We start from the raw sequence: 21,711 nt of genomic DNA, 5'->3' as shown, positions 1-21,711 counted from the left end.
TGTTTAACTCCTTTCCATTAGTTGTGCTGATAATAGTGCTTTACCGACGACAATATTTTCCACTAAAATCGTTACTTCTAATTTAATATTTTTGCGCCCAACATCTAGGCTTTCGATTTTTATTTCAATTTCAGAATCGACTTGAATCATTTTATAATAATGTAAGCTTAATTGCTCGATTACCATATTTTGCTTGTGGGTCTTAATAACATAACTTTTACATGTAACAGATATAACCTCACATAATGCCCCAAATGATAACATTCCTAAACTATTGGTCATTTGTGGCGTTACAACAAATTTATAAGGTTGTAGGCCATCTTCTTGACTAATAATATTTTGAGCAATTTCATCTTCTAGAGTGTTACCGACTTGCGGTTGTCGTTGCAATAATTGCATGGCTTTCATAACATCGGGTCTTGTAACGATTCCGACTAATTCCATATTATCACGCACAACTGGTAACATTTCCAAGCCATTCCAAATCATTTGGTGAGCGACACTTGCCACACTAGTATGCATCTTAGTTACGGATGGATTTTTGGTGATGACACGCTCTAATGAAATTTGGTCAGTCTTACCGATTACATCTTTTGCTGATACCATCCCAATTAAACGCCCCGAATGATTCATTACTGGGAAACATGAATGACCACTTTTTTCGTTTAGATTACGATAATCTGCCACCGTTCCTGCTGAGTAGAGATATTGAGTTTTATCAATTTTAGTATAGATATCTTCTACTAACATGATTTTTTTCTTGATTAGTTGGTCGGTCATTGCACGGTTAATCATTGTCGCTACAGTAAATGTATCATAGGTAGTACCTAGGATTGGTATTTCTAATTCATTTGCTAGTCTAACTAAATCTTCGGACGCTTTAAAGCCCCCTGTAATTAAGACGGCAGCACCATTTTCCAAGGCGAGCTTTTGCGCTTCAATACGATTCCCAATAATCATTAATGACTCAGGTTGAATATAGCGTTCCATCGCATCTACAGTCATTGCACCAATAACAAAACGCTTCAAGACTTTATCAAGTCCTGCTTCACCACCGTAGACTTCACCTTCAATAATCTTAACAATTTCACCAAATGTTAAAATTTCAAAGTTATTTTTTGCTTTACGCTCAATTCGAATGGTTCCAACACGTTCAATTGTTGATACTAAACCAATTACCTCGGCATCCTTAATCGCTCGATAAGCAGTCCCTTCACTCATTTTCAGATTTTTAGCAATCGAACGAACCGAAATTTTTTCGCCCACTGGTAATGATTCAATATACTGGATGATTTGATTATGTTTCGTTGCCATAAAGTTTTACTCCTTAACTGTATCATTTTTTTACCACTAAATATATCTCTGTTACACTACAATATCATAAAATCGCTATCATAACAATAACAATCACGTTTATACAGCTTTATTTTTTTAAAAAACAGGCTAAAATTTACAAAAAATAGCCACAAAATAATATCTGATATAGTACACATCAAACAGAAATTAATCGCAAAAAAACGTATCATTTCAAGTGGTTTTTGAAGTGATGCGCTATCATTTTGGTTGTTGATTTATTTTTAGGTGGTCGCTTTTAGGAAAAATTCTTTGCATAAAAAATGCGGATAAGGAGTGAAAGATTTATTTTTTGCAATAAAAAACTATTTGGCAAAAATGAACAAATGTGGTGAACCCATAAAGTTGGATTTGTAGCGAAGAACCAAAACCCTTATTTTTTCGCAATTAAAAATCACCCTCTCGAGCTAGTATATCAGGCTAGCTTTTGCGGGTGATTAATGTGTTATTGGTTGAAATATTGTAAAAACTCACCGTATCCGGCTGCTTCTAATTCGTCGACGGGGATGAATTTTAAGGCTGCTGAGTTGATGCAGTAGCGCAGGCCACCTGTTGCTTGTGGGCCGTCTGGAAAGACATGTCCTAGGTGGGAATTAGCGTCTTTGCTTCTAACTTCGGTGCGTTTGACGTTGAGTTTTGTATCTTCTAGTTCCACGAGTTCAGTCTTTTGGATTGGTTTAGAAAATGATGGCCAGCCACATCCGGCATCGAACTTATCTTTGGAGCTAAATAATGGTTCACCGCTTACGATATCAACGTAGATGCCTTCTTCGTAAAAGTCATCGTATTCGCCGGAAAATGGGCGTTCGGTTGCTGCGTTTTGGGTTACTTGATATTGGACTTCGCTTAGGCGTTGTTTTAGGGCTTCTTTTGTAAATTCTATCATCTGATTCTTCCTTCCTACCAGTTAATTGGCGATTGATGTGGGTCTTGAATGCGTTTGAATAGGCGTTCCATGTCTTTATTAGAGAAGTGTACCATGACTGGTCGGCCGTGTGGACAATTATATGGATTATGGCACTTGGCTAAATCAACTAATAATTGGCGGGCTTCTAGTTCACTGATGCGGTGGTTGGCTTTGATGGAGCCTTTGCAACTCATCATGATGGCTGTTGCTCGTCTAATAATGGCGACAGTGGCTTTTTCATCTTTCAAGACAAATTCAATAATTTCTTCGATGGTTTTTAATTCTTCGCCCTTTTTAATCCATGATGGGTGGGCTTGAATTTGGAAGCTATTAGCGCCAAATGGTTCTAAAAAGATGCCCATTTCTTCTAATAGTTCATGCTTTTCAACCAGGTATAGATATTCTTTTTTCGAGAATTCTAAGACGAATGGTACGAGTAATGGTTGTAGGTGGCGTGATACTTGGCCGATTGCTACTTTTAATTGTTCGTACTTAATTCGCTCTTGGGCAGCATGTTGGTCGATCATATATAAGCCATTCTCATTTTGGGCAAATAGATAGGTGCCGTGCATTGTGCCGAAGTATTCTAATTCCGGGAAGCCATATTCGAGTGGCGCATCATCTATTTCTAATTTGGCTGCAAGTTGTAAGTAGTCAGAACCTTTCATACGGCTACATTGGCAATTAGTATGCGACGTGTCCCTTGCGAATGGTGTTTCCTCATTTGAATGTGCTTTAGTGAGATCAATGGTTGATTCAGCAACATGATTGGCTAGCTGTTGCTCTGTTTGGTTAAAGTTTTCTGTTAAGTTTTCATTCCAAATCGTGCGAGCGGTTTCGGTTGGCTTGCCGTATTGGTTGTAACTTGGCGTATCCGTTTGATTTGGATAGACGTTATTTGTGCGGTGCTGTTGACCAAATGGTTTGTTTGCACCTTTTTGATAATTTGCGATGCCGTTTGGATTTGAGACGCCACTTTGGTTAAAGGCACCACTTTGATTCACCACACCATTCGGATTTGCGACACCAGTTGGGTTTGAGACACCATTCGGATTTGTGGCACCAGTTAGGTTTGAGACACCATTTGGATAGCCAATAGCTGTTGGTGTCGGTGTATGAGTTGGATTTTTGATACCTGCTGGATAACCTATCCCTTTGTCAAAGGAAGGTTGTTGTCCCTTGGCTTCGATTTGTGCTTGGGTTGGGAATGTGGCGTCACTTTTCAGCTGGCCGTCTCCTTCTCCTAGTAAGTCGCTTGGCAATTGATTGGCGCTTAGATTCAATTGGGGCTGGATAATTGTTGGCTTTTGATAGTCATCAGGTTTGCGTTTGAAAGTAGGCGCTTTTTGTCCTGCTCCATACACTGGAATTCGTTGCACAGATTGGATTGATTGACTAATCGCTTGAGTAATCAACTTAGCTAAATCATATTCCTTACTAATACGAACTTCTTGCTTTGTAGGATGAACATTCACGTCGACTAATAAATAATCCATCTCAATATTAATTACCGTAATTGGGAAACGCCCGACCATTAATGTGGATCCATATCCGGCAACAATCGCTTTATTAATCGCATAATTCTTGATGGAACGACCATTAATGAAGATAAATATATAATTACGGTTCGAACGAGTTAATTCTGGTAATGAGGTATAACCTGTCACGACAAAATCATTATCCTCCCCTTTAAATGACAGCATCTTACGCGCATTAGTTGTTCCTAAGTTACCAGCAATTGCTTGGCGCAAATCTCCTGTGCCACTGGTGCGTAGTAATTCATTGCCATCGTGTTTCAAGATAAAGGCAATATCGGGATGGCTTAGAGATAATTTGCTGACAATATCACTAATATGTGCCATCTCAGTTTGCAATGTTTTGACATATTTTAAACGTGCTGGTGTATTGTAGAAAATGCTTTCCACTGTAATTGTGGTTCCTTTGATTGGTGGTACAACTTCATCAGCTTCAATGACACCACCTTTAACTGTTAATTTGGTACCGACATCTTCACCAGTTGAGGTTTCGATGGTTGTTTTTGAAATAGCGGTAATACTGGCTAGGGCTTCACCACGGAATCCAAGTGTGCGAATACGGAATAATTGTTCGGGTGAATATAATTTACTCGTTGTATGACGCTTGATTGATAAGACGGCATCATCATGAACCATTCCGTCGCCATTATCGATTATTTTTATTTTTCGTAGGCCAGCTTCTTCGATTTGGATCTCGATGCGGCTACTATTGGCGTCGATAGCATTTTCTAGTAGTTCTTTGACAACTGATGAGGGTCTTTCGATTACCTCACCAGCCGCTATCTGATTGGTTAAAACGGTACTTAATTCTTTAATTTTCCCCATCTTAACGACTTCCTTTCAATTCTTCTTGCCACTGACTAACTAATAGCATAACTTGTAGTGGCGTCATATTTGAAATGTTGGTTGTTTGTAGTTGTTCGATGACTGATTGTTGTTGCGGGTCAATGGCTAGAACTGGTGCGATATCAGTAAACAAATCAAGTTGGGCAATCTCATCTTGTGGCTCCCTAGGTGAAATATGAGCCGTCGCTTTTGATGTTTCTGCTACCATGTTTTGGGCAGTTGCTACTGTTTGTGACGCTGCCTCGTTTTGCATCGGCGCTACTGTTGGCGACGCTACTTTATTTTTCGCTGACGCTTCGTTTTGCGACACCTCGTTTTGCGGCGTTACCACATTTTGCGCTGGCGACACCTCGTTTTGTGACGCTACCTCATTTCCCGCTACCATTTCTGCTTGGTGGTTGTCGGCCATTGTTTCTAGGCGGGTCAAGATTTCTTCGGCGTTTGCTAATAGGCTATCTGGCATACCGGCTAATTTGGCGACGTGGATTCCGTAACTTTTATCTGCAGGGCCTTCCATAATCTTATGTAGGAAGACTACTTCGCCATCTTTTTCAACTGCACCAACATGGACATTCCTTAAACCTGGATATTTTTGGCTCAAATCTGTTAACTCATGGTAATGCGTCGAGAATAAGACTTTTGCTGGGATATGATCATGAATATGGGTAATAATCGCTTCTGCTAAGGCCATGCCATCATAAGTCGCTGTCCCACGTCCAATCTCATCGAATAATAATAGACTATATTGATCTGCCAATCGGATTGCATGATTCGTCTCAAGCATCTCAACCATGAATGTACTCTGCCCTGAAATCAAATCATCCGCCGCCCCAATGCGGGTAAATATCTTGGTAAATATTGGCATCTTGGCACTGCTAGCTGGTACAAAACAACCCATTTGCGCTAAAATCACGCATAATGCTAACTGTCTCATATAAGTTGACTTACCAGACATATTCGGTCCCGTAATCAGTAAAATGTGTTCGTCTTCGTTCATTTGAATTGAGTTAGGGACATAAGTAGAACGTCCCATAACTTTCTCAACAACTGGGTGGCGTCCATCAATAATTTGTAAGTCACGGTCTTCAAATGACATCACAGGCTTTGTAAATTGGTACTGCTCACTAACTGCGGCAAAGGCTTGAATCACATCGACAGTCGCGACTGCTTGCGCAAGACGCTGCAATGCTTCGGTATAGCCTTTCACGATTTCACGTACTTTAATAAATAAATCATATTCTAACTTAGCTGACTTTTCTTCCGCTTCTAAAATCACACGTTCCTTCTCTTTTAATTCCGGTGTGATATAGCGTTCGGCGTTGGCTAAGGTCTGCTTACGCTCATAACGCTCTTCATCTAAATACTGGATATTGGCTTTAGTGACCTCAATAAAATAACCAAAAACCTTATTATAGCTAATCTTCAAGGTCTTAATACCAGTAATGTCACGCTCTCTTTGTTGCAACTGGGCGATCCATTGCTTACCATTCGTCATCGCTTCACGGTAAGTATCCAGCTGCTCTGAATAACCTTTTTTAATTAAGGAACCTTCCGTTAGTGATAATGGCGCATCCGGGTCAATCGCACAGTCAATCAAGCCTGCCAATTGCGGTAAGCTATCCATATCACGTAAGACTACTTCCCAAGCTGGTTCATTTAAAGACTCAATAAGTGCTCTAATTTGCGGGATTTGCGCTAGGGAATGTTGTAATTGCAGTAAATCTCTGGCATTCACACTCCCAAATGAGACCCTACCAACAATTCGCTCCAAATCATAAACGGTCTTCAATAAGTCGCCAATATCGGCACGCTCAAAAAAGTTATCCATTAAGCTTTCCACTAGACTCTGACGGCGCAGGATATCGCATTCTAAAATTAAGGGCTTCTCAATCCATTTCTTTAGTTGGCGCGTCCCCATGGCAGTCTTCGTCTCATCTAAGAACCAGAACAATGAGCCATGTTTTTGGCCAGCACGAATCGTTGTCGTTAATTCCAGATTACGCTTAGCTTCCAGACTCATCATCAACGAGTGGTCCGCATGATATTCCTCAGCCTTTTGAATATGCGACAGGCTACGTTTTTGCGTCACGACTAAATAATCCAATAATAATTCAAATGCAGGCACCAATTCAGCTGTTGCGACTTCCGCTAAGACATCTTCTGGCACAAAGTCACTAAAGTCATCCTTCATTTGGTGGTGGGAAACGACTAATTGGAAATACTCAATCACTTCCCTTAATTCCTCGACTAATTCATCAGTATCGACCACGATTTCACGATTGGCTAAACTACTGAACTCATTACGCAAAGCATCCAAAGACGTTAAAATCGTACCACGTAATTCCCCAGTACAAACATCGACATAAGTCACCGCATAGCCATCAAAGACACGCTTCACCGCAACCAAATAATTATTGTCACTCTGCCCAGAAAATTCCGTAAAAGTACCAGGTGTGACAACTTGGACAACTCCACGCTTCACCATGCCTTTAGTCTGCTTTGGATCTTCCATCTGCTCACAAATCGCAACCTTATGACCTAGCTCAACTAAAGTACGAATATAATCTCTGGCTGCATGATGCGGCACACCACACATTGGAATCGGATCCACCGCATTCTTATTACGACTCGTTAAAGTAATCTCTAAAATCTGTGCTGCTTTTAAGGCATCGTCATAGAATAATTCATAAAAGTCACCCAAACGATAAAATAATAAACAATCTGGATAATCCTTTTTAATTGAAAAATATTGCTCCATCATTGGAGTATGCTTTGTTTTTTGTGGCATTCTTTCACTCCTAATTCTAATCTATCTGATTCTCATCAATCGGTCTAACAACTTCTTCATATAATTGATCCATCACCTGTTGTAAAATCTGATTCACTTCACGCAAGGCTTGGCGATATTGTGTAACCGTTACGTTTTCTTCTAATTCTTGGCGCAACTGATCAATTTCTCGATCGATTACTTTTTTGGCTTCCCATTTACCATAATGAGCTAAGTGGGCTGCTTCTTTTTGTTTATCCTTAATTAATTCTTCCGTATCGTGTAAATAGTGATTCTCTTTAACGGCTTTTTCGATAGCTTTAAAACGTTTGATTTCGGGTATAGCATCAAGCATTTCTAATAATCCATCTAATTCTTGAGCTACCTCATTTGGTATGATAAAATCTTCAAACATTATAGCCCACCCTCAAAGAATGGATGATCCTCATTAATCACGAATGACTCAATCTTACGCGCACGACCAGTCTTTTCATCAATATCAATCACGCAAGCCGATAAAATCGTACGCCCTTCATCTGGAACTTCAAAACGAGTCGGCAATTGATTCAAGAACTTACCAATAATCGCTGAACGCTCCATTCCTAAGATACCATCCCAAGGCCCAGTCATCCCAACATCACTTAAAAAGGCTGTCCCTTGCGGTAAAATACGGGCATCATTCGTCTGCACATGCGTATGCGTGCCAATAACTGCACTACAACGACCATCCAAGAACCAACCCATCGCCTGCTTCTCACTAGTCGTCTCCGCATGGAAATCAACAAAGATATTATCCGTACGCTCCTTACATTCTTTAATTAATTCATCAACTACTTGAAAAGGATCATCTAAAGTATTCATAAAGATACGACCTTGCAAATTAATAACCGCTAACTCATGTTGATTGACCTTCACAAAGCGTACACCAACACCCGGCACACCCTTTGGAAAGTTAGCTGGACGAACCATCTTCTTAGCATCATCAATAAATTCAAAAATATCACGATTATCCCAAGCGTGATTCCCTAAAGTCACCACATCGGCTCCATCCTGCAAAAATTGTTTATATATTTTCTCGGTAATCCCACGACCATTCGCCGCATTCTCACCATTAATAATTGTTACTTGAGGTTTATATTTTCTTTTTAATAAGGGCACATATTGCGAAATCGTCTTTCTACCTAAATTCCCCACTACATCGCCAATAAATAATACTTTCATTCAAATCCTCTTTCTATTTTAAAAGTTTTTTGTTTCTCTATTAGTGTATCAATTATTTACTTGAAATGATAGTCCAAACCCTAGCACAAATGAGAAATTCAATGAAAAAATATACCTCCCCTAACAAACCATCCCCCACCAAACTAAACGATTCTCAGCATTCAAGACAAATCCCCGACCACTCTCTAAGTAGCACCCGAATCCGTAACCTCACCCGAACCGCTGACACACACCAAACAGCACAAAAAAATAGGCTACCACAATTGGCAACCTACTAATTATCGAACTGATGAATGTGGTTTGGCATATTTAACGGGAATCGAATTCGGAATATGCCCAATTTGGTATGTCTCTTGCACCGTAAAATGATATTCATTCGCTAACCTTTGTAAGTGCTCCATTATCAATTCCTTACGATTAGCCTTTTCTAATTCCGTAAAGCGGCCAACCAATACCATACTAGCCTCTTTAAATGCCCCAATCATTTCATATTGACAAAGCATACTCATAACCTTCTCATAACTACCACTAAACGCCTCAATTAATAAAGTCTGATTCACAAGGTCTGGCCAATATGGAGTCCCTGCCAACTTCAATGTACAACGAATATTCCCACCTAAAATTACTGGACCTTGATAATTCCCTTGCAATACATCTCTCAATCGCTCTGTCTGCAACTCATGATATGGACCCGCTAAAGTCATTACCGGAAAATTCCACACCGTACAATCTGTCTTAGTCGTCAAAATATTCAACAGAACCGATACATCACTATACCCAAAAAAATGAACCTTTGACTTCTGAATCTTTTTAATATCTAAATACGGCACAATTGTATTCGCCATATCCCCACCAGAAACATCAAAAATCGCACCAACAGACGGATCAACCAAGTAATCCATTAATACATTAGCACGCTCCTCAGCCTCAAGTGTTACTCCTGTTCTAACATTAATATACACCGAAGCATCTACAATAACCTCACTAAAAATGTCTATTGCCTTCAATTCACGAACAACTTGATTCACACGACGCTTTTGATTCAAAGGCTTGCCATTCGACATCCCCACCAAAACCGCTTTTTTCATAAAAACACCTCTTTCACATGGAGTAAAGTAGTCATCATTTAGAACTACTCCATTCTATTCATATTTATTATATCATAAAAAGGACATAGATTGCTAATATTCAACACTTAAGTTAGACACATTATAACATTTGTGTAAAAGACTAATAAACCCCACTGAAAAAAGCTATCAAAAAAAGGAACCAAACGACCTTAATCGCTTGATTCCTCTAAAAATATTAATAAGTTGCATTACTTATTATTTACGGAATTTTTTCATTCTAGCAACTAAAATGAATACTCCTCCAACTAAACTCATTAATCCTGCAAATACAGAATATGATTTAGCTGCACCTGTTGTTGGTAAACCTAAGCCATTATTTGGTCTTCCGCCACCATCTTCAGGATTACCTGTTGCTGGACCATTGTTATTTGGACCATTTGGATTTCCGCCACCATTGTCTGGTTGTTCTGGTGTTACTGGTTTTTCTGGAACAACTGGTTTTTCTGGTACTTCTTTGTTCACCACAATTGTTTGTGCTTTATCACTTGGATCAGCGTGTTCTGCTTTATGCGGTTTGTTGCCATCAACAAATTCAATATTGGTTGTTGATTCTGCATATTCAAACGCTACATATTTGTGTCCAGCCATTACTGTTACGCCTTCAAATGTGATTGAAGTTGAACCGTTTGCTGTTTGTGGTGTGAATGTAGTTGTTGCTGTTGCTACTTCAACTGGGTTATTAATGTCTGTAATATCCATTAATTTACCTGTTACTTTATATTCAACACCTGCAAATAAATCTTTGTAATCAATTGTATCTGTTACATTTGTTGTAACTGTATCTTCACTGATTACGATTGTTGCTGCTTTGTCTTTTGAACCTGTTACATCGCCAACATTAACTGTTGTTGCTAATGCACCGTCTTTATAAGTTGGTTTTTCTGGTTCTGGTGTAACTGGTTCTTCTTTGTTCACTACAATTGTTTGTGCTTTATCACTTGGATCAGCGTGTTCTGCTGTATGTGGTTTGTTGCCATCAACAAATTCAATATCTGTTGTTGTTTTAGCATATTCAAATACCACATATTTATGTCCAGCTGTTAATGTTACGCCTTCAAATGTGATTGAAGTTGTACCAGTTGCTACTTGTGGTGTGAATGTTGTTGTGGCTGTTGCTACTTGTTTGTTAGTAGTTAAGTCCATTAACTTACCTGTTACTTGGTATTCAACACCTACAAATAAATCTTTGTAATCAATTGTATCTGTTACATTTGTTGTAACTGTATCTTCATTGATTTCGATTGTTGCTGCTTTGTCTTTTGAACCTGTTTGTCCGCCTACGTTGACTGTTGTTGCTAATGTACCGTCTTTATAAGTTGGTTTTTCTGGTTCTGGTGTAACTGGTTCTTCTTTGTTCACTACAATTGTTTGTGCTTTATCACTTGGATCAGCGTGTTCTGCTGTATGTGGTTTGTTGCCATCAACAAATTCAATATCTGTTGTTGTTTTAGCATATTCAAATACCACATATTTATGTCCAGCTGTTAATGTTACGCCTTCAAATGTGATTGAAGTTGTACCAGTTGCTACTTGTGGTGTGAATGTTGTTGTGGCTGTTGCTACTTGTTTGTTAGTAGTCAAGTCCATTAACTTACCTGTTACTTGGTATTCAACACCTACAAATAAATCTTTGTAATCAATTGTATCTGTTACATTTGTTGTAACTGTATCTTCATTGATTTCGATTGTTGCTGCTTTGTCTTTTGAACCTGTTTGTCCGCCTACGTTGACTGTTGTTGCTAATGTACCGTCTTTATAAGTTGGTTTTTCTGGTTCTGGTGTAACTGAATATTGGTCTGTTACGACTAATACACCATCGTTATTTACTTTAGCTTGTTTGTCATTAACTGTGATTGTTCCATCTACATTGACTGTAAATGTAATATCTGTTACAACTTCGAAGCCTTCTGGTGCTAATGTTTCTTTGAAGATGTATGTTCCTGGTTTTAAGCTTACTTTGTGTAATTCTTTAGTGCTTGTCCAAGAATCAATTTGCTTACCTGCTTTATCTGTTAAGACAATTTTAGCGCCTGCGATTTCGTTGCCGTCAATGTCAGCTTTTGAAATATTGATGTCGTGTGATGAATAACCATCTGTTACGACTAATACGCCTTCTGCATTAACTTCTGCTTGTTTGTCGTCAACTGTTACGACACCATTTTCATCTACTGTAAATGTAATATCTGTTACAACTTCGAAGCCTTCTGGTGCTATTGTTTCTTTGAAGATGTATGTTCCTGGTTTTAAGCTTACTTTGTGTAATTCTTTAGTGCTTGTCCAAGAATCAATTTGCTTACCTGCTTTGTCTGTTAAGACAATTTTAGCTCCTTCAATTTCGTTGCCGTCAATGTCAGCTTTTGAAATATTGATGTCGTGTTTTACTGGTTTTTCTGGTTCTGGTGTAACTGAATATTGGTCTGTTACGACTAATACACCATCGTTATTTACTTTAGCTTGTTTATCATTAACTGTGATTGTTCCATCTACATTGACTGTAAATGTAATATCTGTTACAACTTCGAAGCCTTCTGGTGCTAATGTTTCTTTGAAGATGTATGTTCCTGGTTTTAAGCTTACTTTGTGTAATTCTTTAGTGCTTGTCCAAGAATCAATTTGCTTACCTGCTTTATCTGTTAAGACAATTTTAGCGCCTGCGATTTCGTTGCCGTCAATGTCAGCTTTTGAAATATTGATGTCGTGTGATGAATAACCATCTGTTACGACTAATACACCATCGTTGTTTACTTTAGCTTGTTTGTCATTAACTGTGATTGTTCCATCTACATTGATTGTAAATGTAATATCTGTTACAACTTCGAAGCCTTCTGGTGCTAATGTTTCTTTGAAGATGTATGTTCCTGGTTTTAAGCTTACTTTGTGTAATTCTTTAGTGCTTGTCCAAGAATCAATTTGCTTACCTGCTTTATCTGTTAAGACAATTTTAGCACCTGCGATTTCGTTGCCGTCAATGTCAGCTTTTGAAATATTGATGTCGTGTGATGAATAACCATCTGTTACGACTAATACACCATCGTTGTTTACTTTAGCTTGTTTGTCATTAACTGTTACTGAGCCATCTAAATGTACTTTAAATGTAATATCTGTTACAACTTCGAAGCCTTCTGGTGCTATTGTTTCTTTAAAGATGTATTCTCCTGGTTTTAAGCTTACTTTGTGTAATTCTTTAGTGCTTGTCCAAGAATCAATTTGCTTACCTGCTTTGTCTGTTAAGACAATTTTAGCGCCTGCGATTTCGTTGCCGTCGATATCAGCTTTTGAAATATTGATGTCGTGTGATGAATAACCATCTGTTACGACTAATACACCATCGTTGTTTACTTTAGCTTGTTTGTCATTAACTGTTACTGAGCCATCTAAATGTACTTTAAATGTAATATCTGTTACAACTTCAAAGCCTTCTGGTGCTATTGTTTCTTTAAAGATGTATTCTCCTGGTTTTAAGCTTACTTTGTGTAATTCTTTAGTGCTTGTCCAAGAATCAATTTGCTTACCTGCTTTGTCTGTTAAAACAATTTTAGCGCCTGCGATTTCTTTGCCATCGATGTCAGCTTTTGAAATAGAGATATTATGTTTTCCTGGTTCATATGTATTCGTAATTGTCCCTAAAGCAAAGGTTGCGTTTTCGAATGGTTTGTTTTTATTATTTGTTGCTACTAACTTACCATCAATTTTTTGAACTTTAACAGTGAAGGTATCGACTTTATCATCATATGTAATTCCTTCAATTTTGTTGTCTTGAAGTTCTTCATATTTGAATTTATAAGTACCTGCTTTTTCAAATGTTAGTGTTCCAAAGTTGATTTTATCACCATCGTTTGTTACTACTCCATCGCTTGGTAAAGCAATTGTTTCGCCTTCTGTTTGCGTTAATTTAAATTGGAAAGCATTTTTGTATTGATCAGAAGTAATCTCTGCTCCATTTAATTCTTTTGTTGCTTGTAATGTTAATGTAGCAGGTTCTAGTTGCTCTTCTTTTGTATTTGTAGCTGTTTGTGCGAATGTAAATTTATTAAAGATAATCGTTGTCTTCAAATGATTACCACTCTTATCAGTCATTTCAGATACATTCTCAAGTGTTTCTTTATTAGCTAAGGTAACGTCAGAATAATCAACTGTATATTTTTCACCTGTATTAACTTCTTCTGCTTGTAACTTCCAATCAGCTTTCTTGATGGTATCACCTTTTTCAAGTGTTGTATCATAGAAAGGTTTTTCCCCATCTTTTGTAGCATATGAATTAGGTAACATGATTTGAACTGTCCAAGGAGCAATCTGTTCAAATGTATCAAGTTCACTATTTTCAGTGCTTGTTGCATCAGTTATTGTATATTCGCCAAGTTCAGTCTTAGTTCCATCTTCAGCAACAATTGTAAATTTGAATGTAACGTTTTCTTTAGGTGTTCCTTCAGCCCAAGCTTTTGTAAAGTTAAGAACAGCTTGGTTACGTGTTTCTTTTTCAGTCTTACCGAAGATTAATGTTCCGTTTGCTGCAACACCACCACCACGGCGAGATGTATTGTTATAGATCTTAACACCGGTAACGTTTTTATCAACAGAACCGTTATTTGTTAGATTCACTACGCCATCAATTGGTTTTGCTTGTGATGGTAATGCACCACCTGCTTCATTCTCCCAAGTACCTGGCATATTAGATAAAATTACTGCTCCTGATAATCCATTATCTTTATGGAAATCTTGACCTTCACGAGTAGCAGAGTTTTCACCGATGTTGACTGTTTCACCATTAAATACTAATGTACCGAATGGGCAAGTCCACACACCGCCACCGCAGCCACTTTGTAAATAACCTGGGCGTCCATCTGCGTCTCCTTTAGGGAATGCTACGTCAGTGTCACCACCAAGTTCTGAAGCATCTTTTCCTAAGGCTTTATTACCATAAATAGCGCCATTTTCTAATTTTAATGTACGTGAGCGTTTTGGACTGTCACCATCAACATAGATAGCTCCACCCATAACACGTGAAGTATTATTGTAGATTTCACCACCATTTAATGATACACCATTTGATTTAATACGGATTGCTCCACCTTTATCATATGAGGTATTGTCATGGATCGTACCAGCATTTAATGTGAAACGTCCACCAATCTTAGCTGTTCCATCAGGATTTGGCGTAAATGTATCTTTTGGATGTAAGTGAGTGAATACTGCACCATTTCTCCAACTTAAGTTATGTGCAATTTCAACATCTTTACCATCCATTGTGACACCTTTACCTTCATGGTCGATAAAGATTGCCCCGGTATAGATAGAACCTTCATTATGAGTGATTTTTGTACTACCTGTTAAGTTTAATTCGGATGCATCAACTTTGATAGCACCAATCATCCCTTTATTGTTAGTGATTGTTCCACCAGAAATATTTCCGATTGCACCATTTTCAAATACGATTGCACCTGTATTGTTATTAACGGGGTGTTTCTTGATTTGAGCATTTAATTCACGACCAGTTACGTTTGGATCTAAATCAGAAAAATCATCTAATTTATTATTTTCAATTAAACCGGCAGTCATAGTGAAATGACCACCATTATTGTAAATTGGTGTGATATTTTTAGGTGAATCTTCGCCACTTGTGATTGTCATATCTTTAAATACAGCACCGTTAACAGTAACAGTACCACCTTCATTATGGATAAAGAAACCACCTTTTTCTGGGTTACCTAAATCTTCAGCATTAAAAATGGCATCCTCAATTGAATTAGGATCTACCACTTTATCTGTATTTTGAGAAGGGACTTCTGTTTCGTGCTTAACTAATTCAAATACTTCAACGCCAGAATATTTATTGTCTGGTTGTACTGGCTTACTAGATGTAACTACTTTTTGTGATTTATTATTAGTTCCAAGATATCTTGACCAACCATCATCACCTAACAGAAAGTTTTCTTTTCTTCTATTTAAATAATAGAATTTGAATTCATTTTCAACTTGGTTGCCATCATTATCGGTTCCTTTTTTCACAAAAGTTGCCGCAATTGTACCTGGTTTACCATTCTGTTCCCATTCAGCAATCCGAGAATCATTTGAATCAATTGCTGTAACAGGCCATTCACGTGTTGCAATTAATCCTTCTTTTATTGTAGATAATACTTTTCCAGTCCCTTTTCCATTGTATGTATTTACAAATTTAAAGAACCAAGTCATAGATGATTTGCCATAATATGTAGTTTCAAAAATAGAGTTTGAAAGTCCATCGGTGTCTAACAAATTATTAAAGTCTGCTTCGCTAAACTCTGTACCGTCAAAAGTTAATCCTAAGTATTCATGCTTAACGATATTGCCATCTCCACTAACTGTTAAAATTTCATTTGTAGCTTCATTTTTAATAACAAAATGACGTCCATTGAATGAATTCGGATCTGCTGTAATATCTCCAATTGGAGCGCAATCCATATGTTCTACTTTTTCAAATGAATAAGTCGTTTTAGTTTCAGGGACATTTGAGCTGCCTTCTGTCATCGCTGCTGTTTTCCCTGATAACTTCAGATTACCTTCTACATTCAATGTTCCGCCGTTTTCAACTTTGAACATTGAAAGGAATTTTGCAGGGTCATCAAAACTTGATGCTCTATAGATTGTTTTATCCCCTTTAAGTGTAATTGTTTTTCCACTTGGGATTGTAATTGTTTTGTTAGCTGCTAAATCTGCATTGATCGTGATTTCTGCATTAGTATTGGCATTAATAGCTTGTTCTAAAGCTTCCCACGTTGCTACAGACTCTGCTTTTGCTCCTGCAGCCATAACCATGTTTACGTTTGCTAATAATGGGTTGAATACCATTATTAATGTCCTGAACCTCTTGTTGACTTTCATCATTTTGAGGTGTCGTTCACATTGAAGCGCTACTTTCAATGCAGTTCTCTTATGAACTTCTTAATGTTTCCATTAAGCACAGACTATATCTTCTCCCTCGTCGTGACACGTTAGGGGCTACCCACTTCCACCATCAATCGCTTACGGTGTACTTCCCTCAAGAGGAATAGTCGTTGAACCTTCTTCTTTTCGAAGCTTGGCTGCTGATCACCAATTATTGTTAGCACTTAGGTTTTAACCGTATGCCATCTAAGGATTTTTTTCTGCTTTCGCCACGGTCACGTTTTGGCTTGTTTCATCCAGGCGTTGTCGTCTCCTTAGCTTTACGGTTTTCCAGCAATTCAGGTAGTAAATTGGACTTTTATGTAGTCACTACATACAGGTTTCCCTATATGCTTACTTAATGTGTTGAAAGAATAATATCTCTTCCCATTATTAAATAAACATCATTGTCCATTTTTTTGTTAAATTATGCATTTTTCTCTCCTTTTTTCTTTTTATTTATTATTAGCGTTGTCATATTATTCACTATCTCCTCCTCTCAATATTATCTGTTACCATATAGGTGCGGTAAAATCATTAGAATAGCAAATCTTCATGGCATAATAGCTTATTTTCTTGAAATACTCACAATTGAATCATGAGTATTCAGCTGGATTTTATAAATAGTATCCTTGCTATTCCTTTTATGCTTACTGTTCAATTATCCGCTATTACCTATACAATCACTTGACATTCTGTGATTCTAGTAAGCATATCTACGTTCTTATGGGAAAAGTCTTCTATTATTGTTCCTTTATTAGGAGTCTTTGCGATAGAGTGTTAAGCTATTAAAAGCTTGTACGACTTATACCATTAAGGGCGCTTAAAAGGATATAGAATAATCCTTTTTTTCGTGATGCTTGCTATCTTAATAATCCAAATGCCATCCATAAAAGCTATTTTTTTACCACTTTTTTTACATTTTACAATACTATTTATGAATATTAATGTACCCATTAGTAATTTTAGTACACTTCCACATCGTTTTTCAACTAAAAACCCCTTTTTATATCAGAAATTTTAATTTTTTATTGCTGTATGCGTCTTCATTTTTCTTTTCTTTATTATATGAAGTTTTCATTTTATTCTTTTTTTTTGCACAAAAAAACAAGCTAGTAGTGTTGTGCTACTAACTTGTATGGTGTTGTGTATTTATTTGTTGTCGTCTAAATAGAATGTAAATCCTTCACCAATTACTTGGTTGACATCCATAATGGTTACAAAGGCATTTGGATCTAATTCGTGGATGGCACGTTGAACTGGCATTAATTGCGCACGGTTAACAACCACATATAATAGATGCTTATCAGCTTTTGAATAGAAGCCTGTTCCGTGAATAATGGTGGTGCCTCGTCCGACTAGGCGATGGATTTCGTTGCCGATGCCTTCATATTCTTGCGAGATAATAATCATGGCTTTTTTCGGATTGAAACCTTCTAAGACGAAATTCAATGTTTGACTTGAGATAAATAACATCATTAAAGTAATAACCCCTTTTTCAAATCCAATAATATAACTTAATGGGGTCAACACAATAATATTCATCAATAACATTGAAAAAGAGACTTTCCAACCAAAGTAGTGCTTAGCTACCATAGCGATAATATCCGCTCCTGCAGTTGTGCCATTTCCCAACATGACAATTCCTAAGCCAATTCCTGATGTTACTCCAGCTGTTACAGCGGCAACGACTGGTGAATCTGGTGTGAATTGGTACCAACCTTGTGTTAGATTTAAAAAGATTGATACAAAGATTACTGCAATAATAGTGAATCCCATTGTTTTCTTTTCTAGATAGCGATAGCCAACAATCATTAGTAAGCCATTAATGATGATATTGGTTACAGCTGGTGCAACTCCAATTGTATAAAATAATAGTAATGATATCCCGGTTACGCCACCTTCACCAAAGCTATTTGGAATGACGAATGAGTTGACACCGAATGCATATAGAAAAGACCCTAGTAAGACTAAAGCTAAAGACATATAAAAGTCCTTACTTTTTAAAATGTTCATTGATATCCCCCTCTCTTTTATATACCCTAATAATTATGTTGTGCTATTCTTTATTCCATGAAAATCTGACTTTATTTTCAGTGCCATCCATTATGCGCTTAATATTCGTGCGATGGCGAATGATAATAAAGCTTGCAGCGATTAGGGCCACAATTTTGAGTGTTAAGTCATTGGTTGTGAAGCTAATTGCTACGCCAACTAAGACACTAATGATACTGGATAGGCTAACCATTCTAGATAATAATAATGTTATTAAGAAGGCAAGCATACAGCATAGTGTTAAGGCTGGTTGATAAGCTAACATCACACCGGTTATGGTTGCGACGGCTTTTCCACCTCTAAAATTAGCAAATACTGGATAGACATGTCCTAGTATAGCGAATAGTCCTGTATATAAGACTAGACTTGGTGTGACATGTAATACGTGTTGTGCCACGATCATTGGGATGTACCCTTTTAATATGTCCATACATAACACAAGTATGCCGGCTTTTTTTCCTAGCACACGGAATGTATTGGTGGTTCCCATATTCCCACTGCCATATTCTCGGATATCTTTCTTATAAAAATACTTTCCCACCCAGACACCTGATGGAATCGACCCTAGAATATAGGCAATCATACAACTTATTATCAGATTCACGATGCTTTTTACCCCCCCTTCATTCAACTATTAATATTAGCACGAAAATCACATTTTGTCAGTAGCTTAATCGCAATTTTCTTCTTGTTACAAAAGCGCTTTCGACATATATGAAATATACTTTCTTTCACAAAGTTAGTTGTGATTCTGCTAGCTTGATTTGCAAAACGCTTTCTTGGGTGTTACTGGTGCTTATAAGATTATTCCATTTGTTTTGCAGACGAAAAAAGCACATCCTATTTAGTTGGATGTACTTTTTCGTTGTGTTCTTAATGGCGTCTCGTAGTTTTTAGTTACGATTGACTGAGATGGCGATACGGTTGATGGTATGTCTTAACCCTCTTATGGCTGTTGATATTGTGAATATATTTTCGATATTGGCTAGACCACCAAATCCTGCATCACCGATATGTTGGATGTCGACGCCACAGATTTTGTTTTGGATAGCAATTTGTTCGATGATGGCTTTGCTTGAGCTTTCTTGGCTTGTTCCAATCGCTGACATAACGAGTGTATCATTTGCGTGGGCGATTTGGACGATTGCTAGTAGGTCATCTTGAGTGAATCCTGGGATAGTGCCGACTGCTGGTGCTAAGATAACATCAGCTCCAGCTTTGATGAATTCTTCGACAACTTCTTTTGTTAAGATTGGTTCGTTAACGCCTGCGCCATGCATTTTTCCGGCAATAATAAGGCCGTTAAAGTGCTTTTGTGCTAGTGCGATATTGCGGATGATTTCTTGGTTGGTGACGCCTGTGCCTGGGTTACCGGTTAGGCAGATGAAGTCGAGTCCTAATTGGTTGGCACGTTCTAAGCTTTCTTTGGTGCAGATGCGACCGGGTTCGATTTCTAAGCGGTTTTCAAGCATATTGGCTGTGGTGTCGATTGGTTCTAGATTGCATCCGATTGGACGGCCGACTAAGTGTTTTAGTTCTTTTATGGCTGTCTCGCCACTTTCAACGCCCCATATTACGGGATGAAAGACATCTAATGCATTTAGTAACATCATATCGGCTCCAGCTGCACGTGCAATTTCGGCATTAGTTAATTCGCCACCGATTGTTGGGCGTGGTGCTACCATTTCTGAGCAGATGGTTCGTCCTTCTGCTGCTTTAATGGATTGTTTGAAGTCTTGTTTTGTGAAGTTTTGGAAATCTTGTGTAGTGCATCCTAATATTCTTTTAACCATTTGTATTCCCCCTTATGTTATTGATGGCTTTTGCTAGTTTGTGCGAACCAACTGCATCATAATCGCCCTGTTCACTATAGCGGTAACTAACGTATTGGTTACTAGTTGTTGGATCGGTCTGCCATTCCTTGAAGCTGCCGTGGATTTGGCGAATGGTGGTGGCTTCGATTAGTTCGCAAACATTTTCAGGTGTGATGCCACAACCGATGCAAAGTTCAATCTGGTTGCCGTAGTCTTTTTGGATGTGGCGGAGATTGTCTACTCCTTGTCTTACATTAGCCTTTCCACCGCTTGTTAGGATTCTGGTTGCGCCTAAGTTGACTAATTGGGCGATGGATTCTTGGTAGTTAGTGGTACAATCGATAGCGCGGTGAAAGACGGATTCAGCTTGGTAATCGTTGCATAATTTGATCATGCGTTTTGTGGCGACTTGGTCAATGGTGCCGTCTGATTGTAGGAATCCGAATGCAATCCCTTTGACGCCCGCTTCGAGAAATTGCTTAGCAGCTAGAAACATCTCATCTTTTTCCAAGTCGCTATAGCAAAATCCCCCGCCTCGTGGTCGTACCATGCAGATAATGGGTGGAAAGACTTTTTGCTTGGCGAGGATGACGGTTGCAAGACTAGGTGTTAGACCGCCTAGATGTAAGGCTGAGTTCAATTCGATACGACTAGCGCCTAGTTCTTGTGCGGTTAGGCAATCTGTTAGGCTGCCGGCACATACTTCAATCATCATAATAGTATCACCTACTTTTCAAAATAGTTTATTAAGCGATAGATAGCTTTGGCATAGATTTGGCTATTCATGGCTAAGTCGTCAAGGTCGAGCCATTCGTCTGGTAAATGGGCAATATCTTTTTGGCCTGGCTGACTGCTCCCACGGGCTTGCCCGTGGGGTTCTGATTGTCAAGTGTAGCTTGTAATCGTACATCATTTTCAGACTTTGGAGTTACAAGTGTAAATCTATTTGAATCAGAACTTTCATTACCAAGCAGTCAGGCGACCACATTAGCGGTAAATTTCTGCTTTTCAGCAAGGAAGTGCAATCAATCTCCCTTATTATTGTTATTACAAAATCGTTACGCTATTTTAATTCCGCTGTTTAATACTTTAATCTTATGAGCCTTAATCCATTCGATTAGGGCTTTTTCTTTTTTATAGCAATTATCAAACTTTGTTATGCATTTCTTTTTATCTATATTCT

12 protein-coding genes are annotated in these 21,711 nt (G+C 38.1%); all 12 read right to left on the bottom strand.

Annotated elements, in window-relative coordinates; genetic code table 11:
* Positions 1–3: 3 nt before the first annotated feature.
* The gene (locus BMX09_RS04065; protein WP_089746425.1) at positions 4–1,314 is read right to left on the bottom strand and encodes a DRTGG domain-containing protein; all 1,311 of its coding nucleotides are present in this window, start codon (positions 1,312–1,314) and stop codon (positions 4–6) included.
* Between the two features lie 484 nt (positions 1,315–1,798).
* Positions 1,799–2,239 (bottom strand): peptide-methionine (R)-S-oxide reductase MsrB, encoded by a 441-nt coding sequence (gene msrB / locus BMX09_RS04060; protein WP_089746424.1) that lies wholly within the window; start codon positions 2,237–2,239, stop codon positions 1,799–1,801.
* 14 nt (positions 2,240–2,253) lie between these two features.
* Positions 2,254–4,620, bottom strand: coding sequence for a DNA mismatch repair endonuclease MutL (gene mutL, locus BMX09_RS10260; RefSeq protein ID WP_245711126.1), 2,367 nt, complete (start codon positions 4,618–4,620; stop codon positions 2,254–2,256).
* A gap of 1 nt (position 4,621) precedes the next feature.
* Positions 4,622–7,429, bottom strand: a complete 2,808-nt coding sequence (gene mutS, locus BMX09_RS04045; RefSeq protein ID WP_089746423.1) for a DNA mismatch repair protein MutS — start codon at positions 7,427–7,429, stop codon at positions 4,622–4,624.
* 16 nt (positions 7,430–7,445) lie between these two features.
* Entirely contained in the window at positions 7,446–7,823 is a 378-nt protein-coding gene (locus BMX09_RS04040; RefSeq protein WP_089746422.1) for a YlbF family regulator, read from the bottom strand.
* On the bottom strand, positions 7,823–8,629 hold the full coding sequence (locus BMX09_RS04035) for a TIGR00282 family metallophosphoesterase (RefSeq protein WP_089746421.1): 807 nt from the start codon (positions 8,627–8,629) through the stop codon (positions 7,823–7,825). The genes BMX09_RS04040 and BMX09_RS04035 overlap by 1 nt, the downstream gene beginning before the upstream one ends.
* A 278-nt stretch (positions 8,630–8,907) precedes the next feature.
* On the bottom strand, positions 8,908–9,717 hold the full coding sequence (locus tag BMX09_RS04030) for an LD-carboxypeptidase (RefSeq protein ID WP_089746420.1): 810 nt from the start codon (positions 9,715–9,717) through the stop codon (positions 8,908–8,910).
* 237 nt (positions 9,718–9,954) lie between these two features.
* Positions 9,955–16,584: a SpaA isopeptide-forming pilin-related protein gene (locus tag BMX09_RS04025; RefSeq protein ID WP_089746419.1), complete on the bottom strand. Its 6,630-nt coding sequence runs from the start codon at positions 16,582–16,584 to the stop codon at positions 9,955–9,957.
* 1,227 nt (positions 16,585–17,811) lie between these two features.
* Complete coding sequence (locus tag BMX09_RS04020; RefSeq protein ID WP_089746418.1) at positions 17,812–18,675, bottom strand: YitT family protein; 864 nt, start codon at positions 18,673–18,675, stop codon at positions 17,812–17,814.
* A 43-nt stretch (positions 18,676–18,718) separates the two neighbouring features.
* A complete protein-coding gene (gene plsY / locus BMX09_RS04015; protein ID WP_177159526.1) occupies positions 18,719–19,297 on the bottom strand; it encodes a glycerol-3-phosphate 1-O-acyltransferase PlsY in 579 nt (192 codons plus the stop codon).
* A 310-nt stretch (positions 19,298–19,607) separates the two neighbouring features.
* Positions 19,608–20,507, bottom strand: coding sequence for a DUF7916 family protein (locus tag BMX09_RS04010; protein ID WP_089746416.1), 900 nt, complete (start codon positions 20,505–20,507; stop codon positions 19,608–19,610).
* Positions 20,500–21,243, bottom strand: a complete 744-nt coding sequence (locus BMX09_RS04005; protein ID WP_245711125.1) for a copper homeostasis protein CutC — start codon at positions 21,241–21,243, stop codon at positions 20,500–20,502. Before BMX09_RS04005 ends, BMX09_RS04010 begins: the two co-directional genes overlap by 8 nt.
* Positions 21,244–21,711: the final 468 nt, after the last annotated feature.

The sequence above is a fragment of the Granulicatella balaenopterae genome (assembly GCF_900111135.1).
GTDB lineage: Bacteria > Bacillota > Bacilli > Lactobacillales > Aerococcaceae > Granulicatella > Granulicatella balaenopterae.
Note: the sequence above shows the minus strand (reverse complement) of the source record. Positions and strands in the feature narration are given on the sequence as shown.

Coding starts and splice junctions, on each gene's coding strand:
- BMX09_RS04065 (WP_089746425.1), bottom strand. CDS start 1,314: ATGGCAACGAAACATAATCAAATCATCCAGTATATTGAATCATTACCA.
- msrB (WP_089746424.1), bottom strand. CDS start 2,239: ATGATAGAATTTACAAAAGAAGCCCTAAAACAACGCCTAAGCGAAGTC.
- mutL (WP_245711126.1), bottom strand. CDS start 4,620: ATGGGGAAAATTAAAGAATTAAGTACCGTTTTAACCAATCAGATAGCG.
- mutS (WP_089746423.1), bottom strand. CDS start 7,429: ATGCCACAAAAAACAAAGCATACTCCAATGATGGAGCAATATTTTTCA.
- BMX09_RS04040 (WP_089746422.1), bottom strand. CDS start 7,823: ATGTTTGAAGATTTTATCATACCAAATGAGGTAGCTCAAGAATTAGAT.
- BMX09_RS04035 (WP_089746421.1), bottom strand. CDS start 8,629: ATGAAAGTATTATTTATTGGCGATGTAGTGGGGAATTTAGGTAGAAAG.
- BMX09_RS04030 (WP_089746420.1), bottom strand. CDS start 9,717: ATGAAAAAAGCGGTTTTGGTGGGGATGTCGAATGGCAAGCCTTTGAAT.
- BMX09_RS04025 (WP_089746419.1), bottom strand. CDS start 16,584: ATGGTATTCAACCCATTATTAGCAAACGTAAACATGGTTATGGCTGCA.
- BMX09_RS04020 (WP_089746418.1), bottom strand. CDS start 18,675: ATGAACATTTTAAAAAGTAAGGACTTTTATATGTCTTTAGCTTTAGTC.
- plsY (WP_177159526.1), bottom strand. CDS start 19,297: ATGATTGCCTATATTCTAGGGTCGATTCCATCAGGTGTCTGGGTGGGA.
- BMX09_RS04010 (WP_089746416.1), bottom strand. CDS start 20,507: ATGGTTAAAAGAATATTAGGATGCACTACACAAGATTTCCAAAACTTC.
- BMX09_RS04005 (WP_245711125.1), bottom strand. CDS start 21,243: ATGATGATTGAAGTATGTGCCGGCAGCCTAACAGATTGCCTAACCGCA.